This is a genomic window from Catellatospora sp. NPDC049111 (genome assembly GCF_040648615.1).
Classification (GTDB): Bacteria; Actinomycetota; Actinomycetes; order Mycobacteriales; family Micromonosporaceae; genus Catellatospora; species Catellatospora aurea.
In genome coordinates, this window is the sequence record NZ_JBEZEB010000024.1 from 46,447 (window position 1) to 61,638 (window position 15,192).

The window sequence follows — 15,192 nt, forward strand, 5'->3', positions numbered from 1 at the left end:
GACGGAACCGGCCGCGGCGCTGCGGCTGACCGCGCTGCACAAGGCGTTCGGCGACACCGTCGCCGTCGACCACATCGACCTGGCCGTGCCCCAGGGGTCGTTCTTCGGGCTCGTCGGGCCCAACGGCGCGGGCAAGACGACGGCGCTGTCGATGGCGGTCGGCCTGCTGCGACCCGACGGCGGCCGGTCGCAGGTGCTCGGCGTCGACGTCTGGGCGGACCCGGACCGGGCGAAGGCGCTCATGGGCGTGCTGCCCGACGGGCTCGCCATGCCCGAACGCCTCACCGGCCGGGAGCTGCTGACGTTCCTCGGCCAGTTGCGCGGCATCCCCGACGAGGTCCTGACCGGGCGGGTCCAGGAACTGCTCGACGTCATGGAGCTGGGCGACGCCGAACGCACCCTGGTCGTCGACTACTCGACCGGCATGCGCAAGAAGATCGGCCTGGCCACGGCCCTGCTGCACGGGCCGCGGCTGCTGGTGCTCGACGAGCCGTTCGAGGCGGTCGACCCGGTGTCGGCGGCCGCGCTCAAGTCGATCCTGGTGCGGTTCGTCGCCGCGGGCGGGTCGGTGATCCTGTCCAGCCACGTCATGGCACTGGTCGAGCAGCTGTGCGACACGGTTGCCGTGATGGCCAAGGGCCAGGTCGTGGCAGCCGGCCCACTCGACGCCGTACGCGGCGACGGCACGCTGGAGGAGGCGTTCGTCCGGCTCGTCGGCGTCGACACCGGCGACCGGGAGGGCCTGTCGTGGCTGGCGTCCTGAGCGCTCTGCCGGCCGAGGCGCGCATCCTGATCCGGATGAAACTGGCGATCATGCGCCACTCCATGACCGGTGGCAAGGCCGCCTGGATGATCGTCGGCGGGGTCCTCGGGCTCGCGCTGGCGGCCGCCACGACATGGCTCGGCCTGGCCCTGCCCGCCCAGCCGACCGTGGTCGCCGACCTGCTCGCCGCCGTATACCTCATGTGGGCACTGGGCTGGGTGGTCGGGCCGGTCTGGGGTGGCTCGACGCTGCTGCGCGCCGACCACTTCGGGCTGCTGCCCGTGCCGCGCCGGCGGCTCGCCGTCGGCCTGCTCGCCGCGGCCTTCGTCGGCGTCACCGCCGCGGTGACCCTGCTGGCGTTCCTCAGCCTGGTCGGCTACGCGGTCCGGCTCAGCCCCGCATCCGTGCTCGTCGCGCTCCCCGCGGTCGTGCTGCAGCTGGTGTTCGTGGTGCTGCTGTCGAGGGTCGCGACGGTCGTGTTCGGAGTGGTGGCCAAGTCGCGCACCGGCGCGGCGTTCACCGGCGTGCTCATCGCGGCGATGATGGTGCTCGCCCAGTCCGGCTGGATGGTCGCCGTCGCGATCCAGGTGTCCGGTGTGCTCGACACCGGCTTCGGACCGGGCTTCGCCCGCACGGTGCGCGCCGTCCCGTCCGGCTGGGGCGTGGTCGCCGTCGAGTCGGCAGCCCGGGGCAGCTGGTGGTCGGCGGTGGGCGCGCTGCTCGGGCTGGTGCTGCTGATCGTGCTGCTGCTGCTCGCGTGGAGCCGCAGCCTAGGCACCCCGCGCCGAGCGCGGGTGACCATCCGCGGCTCCCGCCGGGCTGCCGCGCCGTGCCGGGGTCTGTTCGCCGGGCGCACCGGCGCGGTGCTGCGCAAGGAACTTCGCACCTGGTGGCGCGATCCGCAGCGGACGCAGTCGGTGTTCGTGCCGCTCGCCTGGGCGCTCGGCACGACCGCGCTGCCGCTGACGTTCGGGGAGAAGGTGCTGCTGCCGTGGGCCGCGCCCGCGCTCGCGCTGATGGCGGGCGCATCGGTGGCCAACCTGTACGGGCAGGACGGCACGGCGCTGTGGATGACCCTGCTCACCGGCAGCGAGCGGGCCGACCTGCACGGCCGTCAACTGGCCTACCTGCTGATCTTCGGGCCGGTCACGCTCGCGGTGGCGGTGGGGTTCACCGCGTGGAGCGGGCTGGTCTGGGCGTGGCCCTGGGTGCTGGCCCTCGTGCCGGCGATGCTCGGCGGCGGTGCGGGGCTCGGTGCGCTGCTGTCCGTGGTGGCGCTCGCGCCGGGCCCCGACGCCCACAAGCGTCCCGAGAACCCCCTCGAACACGGTGACACGACCGGCCAGGCCAATCTCATGTTCTGGGGCGGGCTGCTGCCGGGCATCCCGGCGGCGACGGTGCTCACCCTCGGCACGGTGTATGACGACCTCTTCCTGCTCTGGGCGGGTGTGCCGGTCGGCGTGGCCACCGGCGTCTTCCTGGCCTGGTGGCTCGGCCGGGTCGCGGTCGGGCGGCTGCGGGCAGGCGGGCCGGAGCTGCTCTTCCTGATGCGCACCGGCCGCAGCAAGCCGGTCCGCGCAGAGCTGCCCAAGCGTGCCGAGGTGTCCAAGGGCGCGGCCCGCACCGCGCTGCTCGGCTGGACACTGGGCTCGATCGCGCTGTTCCCGCAGGGCCTGGTGCCGATGATCTTCCTGCTGGCCGGCGTCGACGTGAAGTCCTGGTTCCTGGCCATGCACGTGCCCGGCGCGTACGCGTGGCCGATCGCCACCGTGATGGTCCTGCTCGGCAGCTACCTGTACTACCTGGCCATCAGGGCGAGCCGGAAGCCGCGCGCGACGCCGGGCCAGGACCAGCAGCTCGAATCGGTCTGAGCACGGCGGCACACGTCGGCGCCGCCCCCGGGCAGGGCGGCGCCGACGGGCCGGTCAGGCCGCGATGAAGCTGCGGATCTGGGTCAGCACGCTGGTGTTGGTGAGGAACCCGATGTGGGTCTCGCACAGCACGTTGTTGTTGCTCGCCCCGGTCAGGCGGGTGCTGGTGTACGGGATGATGATGCCGTCGCAGGCCGAGTACCAGGTGCCGTACTTGGCGCTGCCGGGCGTCTCGTCGCCGTCGGCGAGGTCGAGCAGGAACAGCGAGCCCGGGTACATCTCGATGCACGAGACGTTGATCAGGCACGCGCCCGCGTACGTGGTGCCGTGGTTGGCACCGGCGATCGAGGCGACATGGCTGACGTTGGCCGAGCCGCCCAGCTCCTCCAGGTACCAGCGGGTGACCAGGCCGCCCATCGAGTGGTTCACGATGGCGACCTTCGACGCGCCGGTCTGCGCCTTGACCTGGTTCACCTTGTCCCGCAGCCCGGCCGCGCTGATCTGGTTGGAACCGGCCCAGTTGTAGTCGTACGTGTAGAGCCGGGTGAAGCCGCCGGCCCGGAAGACCGACAGGGCGGTCGTCCAGTTCGACGAGTTGCCGATGAAGCCGTGTACGAAGATCACCGGCGTGCTGGTCGCCGCGTTCGCGGGCGAGGCCGGGGCGACCACGAGTGCCGCGGCGGCGACCAGTGCCGCGCCGGCGGCGATGAGACGTTGGCGGATACGCATGGGGGAGCCCTTCGTCGGGACGGTGCGTGTGGTGCCAACGAGCATCGGAGCAGCGCCCCGCCTTCTGCATCGGTGTAATCACCGGTCCGCCATCCACGTCGGACATCGTCAGATGGCGATGTATTGACGTATAGTGACGACCGGTGGTACGGCGGCCACTCGCGTTCCCGTGTGTTTGATTCCGTGGATTCGGGATCGAACGTGAACGATGCCGACCCGACCCACTGAGGGGAGACCGCCGATGGGCAACCGTCCCTGCCGCATCGCCGCCACCACCGTGCTCGCCGTCCTCGCCGGGATGCTGCTCGGCGTGCCCGCGGCCTCGGCCGTGCCGCCCGACTACACCACCAGCGAGGCCGGCAACCCGTTCGCCGACGGCTGGTACGCCGATCCCGACACGGTCGTCTACGGCGACCGCTACTGGGTGTTCCCGACCACCTCGAAGAGCTATGCCGAGCAGACCTACCTGGACGCCTTCTCGTCCACCGACCTCGTCAACTGGACCAAGCACCCCAACGTGCTGACCAAGGCGAACGTCTCCTGGGCCTCGTACGCGATGTGGGCGCCCGCGCCGATCCAGCGCAACGGCAGGTACTACCTGTACTTCGCGGCCAACGACATCCAGAACAACAGCAGCCTCGGCGGCATCGGCGTGGCCGTGGCGACCCAGCCCCAGGGGCCCTACACCGACGCGCTGGGCCGCCCGCTGATCGCGCAGTTCCAGAACGGGGCGCAGCCCATCGACCAGGACGTCTTCATCGACGACGACGGCCAGGCGTACCTGTACTACGGCGGCTGGGGCCACGCGAACGTGGTCAAACTCAACGCCGACATGACCAGCCTCGGCACGCACACCGACGGCACCGTCTACAAGGAGATCACGCCCGCGGGCTACGTCGAGGGCCCGCAGATGTTCAAGCGCAACGGAAAGTACTACCTGATGTGGTCCGAGGGCGGCTGGACCGGCCCCGACTACTCCGTCGCGTACGCCGTCGCGAACTCGCCGCTGGGCCCGTTCACCCGCCTGGGCAAGGTGCTCGCCCAGGACGCCGCCGTCGCCCGCGGCTCCGGGCACAACTCCGTGGTCAACATCCCCGGCACCGACACCTGGTACATCGTCTACCACCGCCGCCCGCTCAGCGAGACCGACGGCAACCACCGGCAGCTCGCGTACGACCGGATGGTCTTCAACGCCGACGGCACGATCGCCCCGGTGACGATGCGGGTGCGCGACAACTTCGCCGACGGCAACGCCTTCGGCTGGCGCACCTACGGCGGCACCTGGTCGGCGACCGGCGGCCGCTTCACGGCGGCGAACTCGCTGGGCGGCAAGGCGCTGCTGGACACCAACTTCGGCAACCTCACCTACGACGCCGACGTGGCGGTGACCTCGGGCGGTGGCGACGCCGGGCTCGTCTTCCGGGTCACCAACCCCTCCACCGGCACCGACGGCTACACCGGCTACTACGCCGGCATCAGCCCCGCGGGCCGGGTCGTGCTCGGCCGGGTCAACAACAACTGGACCCAGCTCCAGGCCACGGCCATGACCGTGGCCGTCGGCACGACCTACCGCATGCGGGTGACCGCGATCGGATCCTCGATCAAGGTGTACGTCGACGACATGGCCACGCCGAAGATCAACGTCACGGACGCGACCTACGCCACGGGCGCGACGGGGCTGCGGGTGTTCAACGCCGCGGCGGCCTTCGACAACGTCGCCGTCAGCCCGCCCGTCGGTGCCGGGACCAACCTGGCGCAGGGCCGCCCCGCGACCGGCTCCACCGCGTGCCAGGCCGCCGAAGGCCCGGAGAAGGCCGTGAACGGCACCGTCAACGGCGGCAACACCGACAAGTTCTGCTCCGCCGTCACCGGGGCCTGGCTGCGCGTCGACCTCGGCGCGACGCGGGCGATCAACCGCTTCGAGGTCGCCCACGCCCAGGCGGGCGGCGAGTCGGCGTCCCTCAACACCAGGGCGTTCACCATCTCGGTGTCCGCTGACGGGGTGAGCTGGTCCCAGGCCGTCAACGTCACCGCCAACACCGCGGCCACCAGCACCCACCCGGTCACCGTCAGTGGCCGGTACGTCCGGCTGGACGTGGCCACACCGACCCAGAACTCTGACATCGCGACCCGTATCTACGAGCTGCGCGTCTTCGGCTGACCCGTTTCCGCCTGCCGCGCCTGCTCGGTTGTCCGGGTGGCGGGGCACCCGCGCCCCGCCAGATCCGATCTGGCGGGGCGTCTGGCGCCTACCGGGTGGCAGGGTCGCCGCACCGTGCGAGCCGGCCGCGTTGACGTGGTGGACGAGAGGAATGTGATGGCGGTGAACCGAACCGGCCTGGCGGTGGAGACCTCCGGGCTGGTGAAGACGTTCGGCAAGACCCGGGCGGTGGACGGGCTCGACCTGGCGGTCCCCGCCGGGACGGTGTACGGCCTGCTCGGGCCCAACGGGGCGGGCAAGACCACGGCGGTGCGCATGCTGGCCACGCTGCTGCGACCCGACGGGGGAGAGGCCCGGGTGTTCGGGCACGACCTGCGCACCGAGGCCGACGCGGTGCGCACCCGGGTCAGCCTGACCGGGCAGTACGCCTCGGTCGACGAGGACCTGACCGGCACCGAGAACCTGATCCTGCTGGGCAGGCTGCTTGGCTACCGCAAACCGGCCGCGCGCGAGCGGTCCGCGTAGCTGCTCGCGGCGTTCGGGCTGACCGAGGCGGCCGACCGGCAGGTCAAGAAGTACTCCGGCGGCATGCGGCGGCGCATCGACATCGCCGCCAGCATCCTGAACACCCCCGACCTGCTGTTCCTGGACGAGCCGACGACGGGCCTGGACCCGCGCAGCCGCAACCAGGTGTGGGAGATCATCCGGGCGGTGGTGGCGCAGGGCACCACGGTGCTGCTGACCACGCAGTACCTCGACGAGGCCGACCAGCTCGCGGGCCGGATCGCGGTCATCGACGAGGGAAAGGTGATCGCCGAGGGCACCCCGGGGCAGCTCAAGTCCTCGATCGGGGCGGGCACCGTGCACCTGCGGCTGCGCGACGCGGCCCAGCGCCCCGAGGCGGAGCGCATCCTGGCGAAGGTGCTGGACACGACCGTGCAGCAGGAGGCCGACCCGGTCGCGCTGACCGCGCGCGTCGGCGGCTCGGGCGCGGCCGTGGACGCCGCCGCGGCCGGTTCGCGGGCCCTGGCGGAGCTGGCCGGGGCGGGCATCGTCGTCGACGAGTTCTCCCTCGGCCAGCCCAGCCTCGACGAGGTGTTCCTGGCCCTGACCGACAAGGCCGCCCGGACGGAGGAGAAGGCATGAGCGAGCGCAGCGAGCGAATCATGTGGCTGCCGAACCATGCCGCCGACGAGCGAAGCGAGGAGAAGGCATGAGCACCACGACAGTCGCACCTGAGACGTCGGCTTACACGCCGTCGGCGGAGTCCATCGCCGCGGTGCTGGCGCCGGGGGAGAAGCCGCGGCGGCCGGGGCCGCTGTCGGCGTCGCTGACGTTCGGCTGGCGGGCGATGCTGAAGATCAAGCACGTGCCCGAGCAGCTGTTCGACGTCACGATGTTCCCGATCATCATGACGCTGATGTTCACCTACCTGTTCGGCGGCGCGCTGGCCGGTTCGCCGCGCGAGTACCTGCAGTACCTGCTGCCCGGCATCATGGTCACCAGCGTTGTCATGATCACGATGTACACCGGGGTCGGCCTGAACACCGACATCGAGAAGGGCGTCTTCGACCGCTTCCGCACCCTGGCCGTGTGGCGGCCCGCCGCGCTGGTCGGCATGATCTTCGGCGACCTGCTGCGCTACGTGCTGGCCGCACTCGTGATCATGGGCGTCGGGCTGGTGCTCGGCTTCCGGCCCGGCGGCGGCGTGATGGGCGTGGCAGCCGGCATCGGCCTGCTGGTGGTGTTCTCGTTCGCGTTCTCCTGGATCTGGACCTGGCTCGGCCTCATCCTGCGCAGCGAGAAGTCGGTGATGGGCGTCAGCATGCTGGTGCTGTTCCCGCTGACCTTCCTCAGCAACGTGTTCGTGCAGCCCACCACGATGCCGGGCTGGCTGCAGGCGTTCGTGGACGTCAACCCGATCACCCAGCTGGTGGCGGCGGTGCGCTCGGTGATGACCGGCGCGCCCGACGCCGGGGCGATCACCTGGGTGCTGGTCGCGAGCGTGGTGTGCACCGCGGTGTTCGGCGCGCTGACCATGTACCGCTACAACCGCAAATGACGGCCCACCGCCCTGGCGGCGCTCACAGCCGCCAGGGCGGTGCCGGGTCCGGGTGGTAGCCGCAGGCGTTGCCGGTCGACACACTCGCCCGCAGATGCGCGGCCAGCTCCGGGTGCAGGTCGTCGAGCCGCCGCAGCGTGTCGCGGATCCGGGCGGTGACCGCCTTGCGGGCGCGCTCGCCGTCGTCGCCGAGCCGCCGCGTGCGCCCGCCCAGGCCCGCCGCCGCCCGCAGCTCCGCGAGCAGTGCGTCGCGTTCGGACTCCAGCGCCTGCCGCCGGGCCGTGTCGTCGCGTCGAGCGGCCGCATCGAGCGCGTCGTCGAGCTGGTCGAGCCGCTGCCGATAGTGCGCCTTCGCCGTGTCGTCGAGCACCGGGTCCGCCCCCATGCGCCGGGCCGCGACCGCCGTCGCGCCGCCCGGTGGGTCGGCCAGCTCCACCGCCGCGATGTCCGTGCCCGGGTGGCTGAGCAGCTCGTGCAGGTCGCGCAGGCCCTTGGCGTCGGGCAGGTGCACGGTCCGGCCCGCGTACCGCAGCCGCCAGGTGGCGTCCTCCCGCAGGAATTCGCACACCTCGGCGGCCTCGGCCTCGCGCGCGCCTGGGTCGCGCAGCAGTGAGGCGGCCCGTGTGTCGCCCGGGGCGTCCCGGGCGGTCAGCGCGCGGGCCAGGCCAGCCCGAGCCCGCTCCGCCCAGGGCGGGGCCTGCATCCGCTCGGCCGACTCCGCGGCGGCCGTGTACTCGGCCACGGCGTCGTCCCAGCGCCCCGCCGCCGCGTCGACCTCGGCCAGCCACAGGTCCAGCGGGCCGCTCACGTCGCAGCCCCACAGCGAGACCGCCCACTCGCCGCGGTACGGCAGCAGCGCCTCCCGGGCCCCGTCGCAGCGCTCCGGGTCGGCCGTCGCGGCGGCCAGCTGCGCCCGCAGGCGCAGCCACAACCTGTTGACCGAGGACGGGTACGGGTCGTTCCTGCTGTAGGCCTCCGCGGCCGCCACCAGCCGCAGCGCCTCGCCGACGTCACCGCGCTCCACCGCCGTGATCGCCTGGACCAGCGGCAGGTACGGGTGGTCCTGCGCGTCGAGCTGCCCCAGCAGCCGGTCCGCCTCGGCGAACTGCCCGCGCTGCATGGCCAGGGCCCACTCCAGGTGGTACTGCATGAACGTGAAGTCCGCGTGCGGATGCCCTTCGCTGGTGCGCAGCCGCGCCAGCAGCTCCTCCGCCTCCGCGAAGCGGCCCCGCATCGTGTCGATGACGGCCTGGTCGACCAGTTGCGAGATGCGCATCCGTAGGCTGCCGTCGCGCTCGGCCGCCGCCAGGAACACGCTCAGCTGCTCCAGGTAGCCCGGGTCGCCCATCTCCAGCAGCGCCACCCACCGGAACGACGCGGCCAGCGCCTCCGTGCCGGTGTCCGCCGCGCGACGACTCACCTGCTCCATCTCGGCGGTCAGCGCCTCACGCTCACGGGCGCCGCCCGGCCCCCAGTTCAGATCGTGGCGCGCCCACAGGCTGAACATCAGCGCCTCGTCGTCGCGGCCGGTGCGGGCCACCGCCTCGGTGCGGACGATCAGGCTCAGCGCCAGCTGCTCGGGGTTCGCGGCCTCCGCGCCCTCGCCGATCAGCAGCCGGTACGCCTCCCGCAGCAGGCTCTGCCGCAGCTCGGTCCGGCCGCCGTCGGGACGGCCGTGCGGGTGCACCACCAGCGCCACCCAGGCCAGCAGCTCGCCGTCGCCCGTCTCCCGGGCGATCGCGGCAGCCTCCTCGAACAGCCGCCAGCCCTCCGACTTGTCGCCGAGGTGGTAGACGCTGCGGCCCAGTTCGATCAGCACGCGCACCCGCCGGGCGGGCTCGCGCACCCGCTCCAGCGCCCGCCGGTAGTGCGAGATCGCCTCGTCGGCGGCCAGCCGCTCGCCCGCGTCGGCGGCGGCCGCGAGCAGCCGCCGCACCGCGATCTCCGGCTCCAGCAGCGGGCCGGCCAGGTAGGCGTGCCGCGCCAGATCGGCGGGCAGCACCTGGACGGCCAGCTCCGGCGAGGCCTCGGCCGCTCGCACCACCGCCGCGTGCAGTTCCTGCCGCGCCCGCTCCGGCAACCCGTCGTGCAGCGCCTCACGGACCAGGTCGTGGGCGAAGCCGTACCGTCCGACGCCGCGCACGGCGACCAGCCGGGCCTCCTCGGCCTGCGCCAGCAACCGGTCCACCCCGGCCTCCGGCGTGCCCGACGCCGCCACGAGGACCTGCCGCGGGAACTCCCGGCCGAGCACCGCGGCCGTGGCCAGCAGCGCGGTGACGTCCTCGGGCAGCAACGCCAGCCGACGGTCCAGCGCGTCGCGCACCCCCGGCGCGACCGCCAGCAGGCTGCCGCCGCTGTGCCACAACCGCGCCGTCTGCTCCACGAAGAACGGATTGCCGCCGGTGCGCCGGTGCACCTCCTCGGCCAGCGCCGGGTCCGGCGCCCTCCCGGTGGTACGCGCCATCAGCTCGGCTACCTCGTCGCGGCCCAGCCCGGTCAGCGTGACCGTGGTCGCCTTCACCGACAGCGGCACCATCAACGCCCGCAGCGGATGTTTCGGTGCCTCCACTTCAACGTCGCGGTATGCCCCGATCAGCAGCACCCGCTCCGACCACGTGTGCTGCGCGGCGAACCGGAGCAGTCGCAGCGACGCCGCGTCCGCCCAGTGCAGGTCGTCCAGGGCCACCACCAGCGGACGGCGCTGCGACAGCGCCACGAACGCGCTCGTGACCGCGTCGAACAGGGGGAACTCGCCGTCGAGCGCCGTGTCGTTCGCGTCCGGGCCGCCCTCGCCGAGCAGCACGCTCAGCCCGGCCCCGCCGGCCTGCCGCGCCGCCGCCCAGTCGGCCTGGCCCACGCCGCGACGCACGGCCCGCAGCACCTGCGTCCACGGCCAGAACCCGGGCGCGCTTTCGGCATCCCAGCAGGTTCCCGCGACGACCAGCGCACCGGACGCGCGGGCCTGCGCCATGGCCGCGGTGAGCAGGGAGGTCTTGCCGATGCCCGCCTCCCCGGCGACCAGCACCAGCCCGCCGTGCCCGGCCATCGCCCGGGACACCTCGTCGTGCAGCAACGCCGCTGGGTGGGCACGCCCGATCAGCCCCGTGCTCACTCCGGCCTCCGCGCGATCGTCGCCGGCCCGCTGCCCCGAATGCCCATAGACCGACCAGGCTATCCGCCAGGCCGGACATCCTCCCGACAGCGTGGCCGCCACCCGGCGGCGTCGCCGAGCGCCGTTCCCCGTGGCGTTGCCCCGCTGTAGCCCTGATGTAGGGCGAATGTAGGCAATGCCGTCACCGTGAACCGGTCGGCAGTCCAACGGTGGGAAGGAAGCCCCATGCCGGTTCGTCACCGCAGATTCGTCCAGGTAACCGCGGTCGCGGCGGTGCTGCTCGCGGGCGGTGTCGCGGCACCGACCGGGTCGTCGGCCGCGCCCGCCCCGGCGGCAGTGGCCGATCGCGTGCTGCGGGTCTACAACAACAACATCGAGAACCTGGTGACCAACAACTCCGACGGGTCGTGCACCCGGATCTCCGGCCCGGACCACCTGACCTCGATGCTGGTCGACGACGCCGGGCGCACCGGCACCAGCGGCGTCGTCGCGCCCGACATCCTCATCGTGCAGCAGGTCCGCGGCACCGGGCAGGCCTCCGCGTACGCCGACCAGCTGTCGGCCAAGTTCGGTTACGCGGCGGGCACGTACAAGGCGATTGTGGTCTGGGACGACCCCGAGCCGTGGGGCAGCACGCACCGCTGCGACGACCAGTCCCTGGGCGACCTGAAGAAGAAGCAGACCAACGCCATCGTCTACAACACGCAGCGGCTCAGCCTCGCCTCCGGCGACGTCTCGAAGTATTGGAGCGCGGGCTGGCTCAAGCCGGGAACGTCCTACAACAACGGCGCGGGTTGCACCCTGTACAAGCCGCCGAACAACGACGACGGCAGCACCAACGAGTGGAAGTGGAAGCGCACGAGCGCGATCGCCGCCCGGTTCACCATCAAGGCGACCGGCACCAGCGTGTTCGTGGCGACCATGCACCTGCCGCAGGAGAACCGGCAGAACGCCTGCGCCGGCGACGGCGACAAGGGCATCGGCGGCACCGGGATCCACCTCGGCGCCGACGCGACCACCCTGCTGAACGCGTCCACGATCCGGATCGTCGGCATCGACGCCAACCGCACCGGCATCCCCGCGAGCACGCTCAGCGGCTACGGCATGACCGGCTACGGCACCGCGGCCACCAACGGCTCCAGCAAGATCGACTACCTGTTCGTCCGGGGCACCGTGCAGCCCTCACCCATCGGCCACACCGTGCCCACCACCAAGTCCAACCACCTGGCCCTCTACAGCTTCATCGCCTTCTAAGGAAAGGAAGGGCACCTTCACATCGCTATGCGATGTAGAAGGTGCCCTTCCCATCGGTTGGCGTAGTCGGAGCTGGGTGTTCAGCCGGCGGCCTGGTCGAAGTCGGGCAGGATCAGCGAGCCGTCCGGGGACAGGGTGAAGCCCGGGTTGTGCGCGATCTCCCAGACGTGCCCGTCGGGGTCGGTGAAGAAGCCCGCGTAGCCGCCGTAGAAGGTCTCCTGGGCGGGCTTGGTGACCGTCGCCCCGGCCCCGGCCGCGACCGCCATGATCTCGTCGACCTCGGCGCGGCTGCGTACGTTGTGCGCCAGGGTGACGCCGCCGAAGCCGTCGCCGCCCGGGTCCGGCACCCCGGCGTCGGCCGCGACCTTGTCCCGACCCCAGAGCACGACCGCGATGCCGCCGGTCTGGAAGAACACGGTCTGCTCGATCTCCTGGCCCCGCCAGCCGAGCCGCTCGTAGAAGGCCCTGGCCCGGGGCAGGTCGGCGACCCCGAACGTGACGATGCTGATGCGCTGCTCCACCGCAGCACCGTAACCCCGCCGCCGCCCCGCCGCCCGCCAAGGTCGCTCGACTTGCCAGGCACTTGTGTGAAAGCGCGTCCAAGATACGCACGTTTGCCAGGCAAGTCGGATGATCTCGGGCGGCGGACCGCGGCGGGGCAGTGGGGAAGGTCGATCGGGTGGCAGGGGGTCACCTGTTTGGTTAGGGTGCGGGGCGGCGCCCCACCGGGCGAGACCCCCATGGAAAGGCTCGACACATGACCTCCCCCTCCGGTATGCCGTCGCGGCGGCAGCTGCTCACCGGCGCAGCCGCGGCCGTCGTCGCGGGACCGCTGGTCGCCGCGGTCCCGGCCCAGGCGGCCGGGCACGGGCAGCCGCAGACCTACGACCTGACGGTCCTCGGCACCTCGGACACCCACGGCAACGTCTTCAACTGGGACTACTACCGCGACAAGGAGTACGACGACAGCGCGCACAACGACGTCGGCGTCGCGAAGGTGGCCACCCTGGTCAACCAGATCCGTGCCGAGCGCAGGGGCAAGGCCACGCTGGTCCTCGACGCGGGCGACACGATCCAGGGCACCCCGCTGGCGACGTTCTACGCCAAGCAGGAGCCGATCACCTCGACGGGCGAGCGCCACCCGATGGCCCGCGCGATGAACGTCATCGACTACGACGCCATCACGCTGGGCAACCACGAGTTCAACTACGGCCTGCCGCTGCTCGACCTGTGGATCCGCCAGCTCGGCTTCCCGGCGCTGGCTGCCAACGCGGTCAAGGCGCGCTCCGGCAAGCCGGCGTTCACGCCGTACGTCATGAAGAAGGTGTCGCTGGGCCACGGCGCGCCGTCGCTGCGGGTGGGCATCCTCGGCCTGACCAACCCGGGCGTGGCGATCTGGGACAAGGCGAACGTCGAGGGCAAGCTGCGCTTCGAGGACATGATCGCGACCGCGGCGAAGTACGTGCCGATCATGCGCGACCGCGGCGCCGACCTCGTGCTGATCTCGGCGCACGGCGGCGACAACGGCGTGTCCAGCTACGGCGACCTGCTGCCCAACGAGAACCCGACGGCGCTGATCGCGCAGCAGGTGCCCGGCATCGACGCGATCCTGTTCGGCCACGCCCACAACGAGGTCGTGGAGAAGTTCGTCGCCAACGAGGCGACCGGCGAGCTGGTGCTGCTGTCCGAGCCGTCGAAGTGGGGCCAGCGGGTCACCCGGATGGACTTCACGCTCAGCCGCGAGCGCGGCCGCTGGAAGGTCACCGCCAAGCACGCGACCATGCTGAACACGAACACCGTCGTCGAGGACCCGAAGGTCGTCGCCGCGGTGAAGGCGCAGCACGACAAGACCGTGGCGTACATCAACCAGGTCGTGGCGACCTCGGTGGTGGAGCTGTCCGCGGAGAAGTCCCGCTACCAGGACACCCCGATCCTCGACTTCATCAACAAGGTGCAGTCCGACACGGTGGCCGCGGCCATGGTCGGCACGCCGCAGGCGGGCCTGCCGGTGCTGTCGATCGCCGCGCCGTTCAGCCGCACCGCGCTGTTCCCGGCCGGCGACGTGAAGATCAAGGATCTCGCCGGGCTGTACATCTACGACAACACCCTCGAAGCCGTGGTCCTCACCGGCGCCGAGGTGCGCGCCTACCTGGAGTACTCGGCCAAGTACTTCCGCACGCTCGCCCCGGGCGCGCCGGTCGACCCGGCCGCGATCAGCGAGCCCACGGTGCCGGACTACAACTACGACACGTTCTCCGGTCTCGACTACGAGATCGACATCAGCAAGCCGGTGGGCCAGCGCATCACGGTCCTCCACCACGCGGGTACGACGACCCCGGTCGCCGACACCGACCAGTTCGTGGTGGCGGTGAACAACTACCGGCGCAGCGGCGGCGGCGGCTTCCCCGGCATCGTCAAGACGCAGGTCTACAACGAGCAGCAGGAGATCCGCCAGCTGCTCATCGACTGGGCCCAGGCCAAGGGCTCGATCGACCCGGCGGACTTCTTCCAGCAGAACTGGAAGCTCGTCCGCGAGGGCGTCCCGGTCTTCTGACCCGCTTGTCCGGTGCGCGGGGCGCCACGACACGGCGCCCCGCGCACCGCGCCCGGCGGTCCACGCCACCGGCGGGCGGCATACTCGACGGGTGAGCGATGCCCCGCCCAGCCCGACCACGCCGATCGGCTCCCGCAACGAGGTGTTCACCGCCTACCTCGACTACTACCGGACCACCGTCATCCGGACCGTCGAGCGGCTGTCCGAGGCGGAGCAGCGGCACAGCCGGCTCGCGTCCGGCTGGACACCCGTCGAACTGCTCAAACATCTGCGCCATGTCGAGCTGCGCTGGATCATGTGGGGCTTCGAGGGCCGCGACGTCGGCTATCCCTGGGGCGACCGGCGCGACGACCGCTGGCACGTGGACCCTTCGGAGTCACTGGCCGAACTGGTCGCCGTGCTGCTGGCGCAGGGCGAGCACACCCGCGAGGTCGTGCTCGCCACGGACCTGGCCACGGTCGGGCAGCCCAGCGAGCGCTGGGACGGGGCCGAGCCGCCCACGCTGGAGCGGGTCCTGTTCCACCTGCTGCAGGAGTACGCCCGCCACGCCGGCCACCTGGACATCGTGGCCGAGCTGGCCGCGGCCGACATGCCCGCATGATCGTCTGGTAACGTCACCGCTCACGCGACCGACCCGAGGAGGTGAGACCCATCAACGCGACATCAGGCTGGGTGCTCCCCCTCCG

Annotated in this window: 9 protein-coding genes and 2 pseudogenes; 8 read left to right on the plus strand and 3 right to left on the minus strand. The window is 71.9% G+C overall.

Annotation, left to right across the window (positions count from 1 at the left end):
• Nucleotides 1–19 precede the first annotated feature (19 nt).
• Nucleotides 20–763, plus strand: coding sequence for an ABC transporter ATP-binding protein (locus AB0B66_RS27575; protein ID WP_360535472.1), 744 nt, complete (start codon nucleotides 20–22; stop codon nucleotides 761–763).
• Nucleotides 748–2,634, plus strand: coding sequence for a hypothetical protein (locus AB0B66_RS27580; RefSeq protein ID WP_360535364.1), 1,887 nt, complete (start codon nucleotides 748–750; stop codon nucleotides 2,632–2,634). The genes AB0B66_RS27575 and AB0B66_RS27580 overlap by 16 nt, the downstream gene beginning before the upstream one ends.
• Nucleotides 2,635–2,688: 54 nt before the next feature.
• On the opposite strand, the gene AB0B66_RS27585 is transcribed toward AB0B66_RS27580, so the two are convergent.
• Nucleotides 2,689–3,363: an alpha/beta fold hydrolase gene (locus AB0B66_RS27585; RefSeq protein ID WP_360535366.1), complete on the minus strand. Its 675-nt coding sequence runs from the start codon at nucleotides 3,361–3,363 to the stop codon at nucleotides 2,689–2,691.
• Between the two features lie 370 nt (nucleotides 3,364–3,733).
• Between AB0B66_RS27585 and AB0B66_RS27590 the strand changes: the two are divergent.
• The 3 genes and pseudogenes from AB0B66_RS27590 to AB0B66_RS27600 form a co-directional block, all read left to right on the plus strand.
• Nucleotides 3,734–5,524 (plus strand): annotated as a pseudogene (locus AB0B66_RS27590) (family 43 glycosylhydrolase); the annotation flags it as partial.
• A 156-nt stretch (nucleotides 5,525–5,680) separates the two neighbouring features.
• A pseudogene (locus AB0B66_RS27595) lies at nucleotides 5,681–6,670 on the plus strand (ATP-binding cassette domain-containing protein).
• 67 nt (nucleotides 6,671–6,737) lie between these two features.
• Entirely contained in the window at nucleotides 6,738–7,586 is an 849-nt protein-coding gene (locus AB0B66_RS27600) for an ABC transporter permease (protein ID WP_360535368.1), read from the plus strand.
• A gap of 22 nt (nucleotides 7,587–7,608) precedes the next feature.
• On the opposite strand, the gene AB0B66_RS27605 is transcribed toward AB0B66_RS27600, so the two are convergent.
• Complete coding sequence (locus AB0B66_RS27605) at nucleotides 7,609–10,683, minus strand: tetratricopeptide repeat protein (protein WP_360535474.1); 3,075 nt, start codon at nucleotides 10,681–10,683, stop codon at nucleotides 7,609–7,611.
• A gap of 240 nt (nucleotides 10,684–10,923) precedes the next feature.
• Here AB0B66_RS27605 and AB0B66_RS27610 point away from each other — a divergent pair, with 240 nt between their 5' ends.
• A complete protein-coding gene (locus AB0B66_RS27610; RefSeq protein WP_360535370.1) occupies nucleotides 10,924–11,952 on the plus strand; it encodes a hypothetical protein in 1,029 nt (342 codons plus the stop codon).
• A gap of 80 nt (nucleotides 11,953–12,032) precedes the next feature.
• Here AB0B66_RS27610 and AB0B66_RS27615 read toward each other — a convergent pair whose 3' ends face one another.
• Nucleotides 12,033–12,473: a VOC family protein gene (locus tag AB0B66_RS27615; protein ID WP_360535372.1), complete on the minus strand. Its 441-nt coding sequence runs from the start codon at nucleotides 12,471–12,473 to the stop codon at nucleotides 12,033–12,035.
• A gap of 236 nt (nucleotides 12,474–12,709) precedes the next feature.
• Between AB0B66_RS27615 and AB0B66_RS27620 the strand changes: the two genes are divergently transcribed.
• Nucleotides 12,710–14,506 carry a 5'-nucleotidase C-terminal domain-containing protein gene (locus AB0B66_RS27620; protein ID WP_360535374.1) on the plus strand — a complete coding sequence of 599 codons (1,797 nt, stop codon included), beginning with the start codon at nucleotides 12,710–12,712 and terminating at the stop codon, nucleotides 14,504–14,506.
• Between the two features lie 91 nt (nucleotides 14,507–14,597).
• On the plus strand, nucleotides 14,598–15,107 hold the full coding sequence (locus AB0B66_RS27625; RefSeq protein WP_360535376.1) for a DUF664 domain-containing protein: 510 nt from the start codon (nucleotides 14,598–14,600) through the stop codon (nucleotides 15,105–15,107).
• Nucleotides 15,108–15,192: the final 85 nt, after the last annotated feature.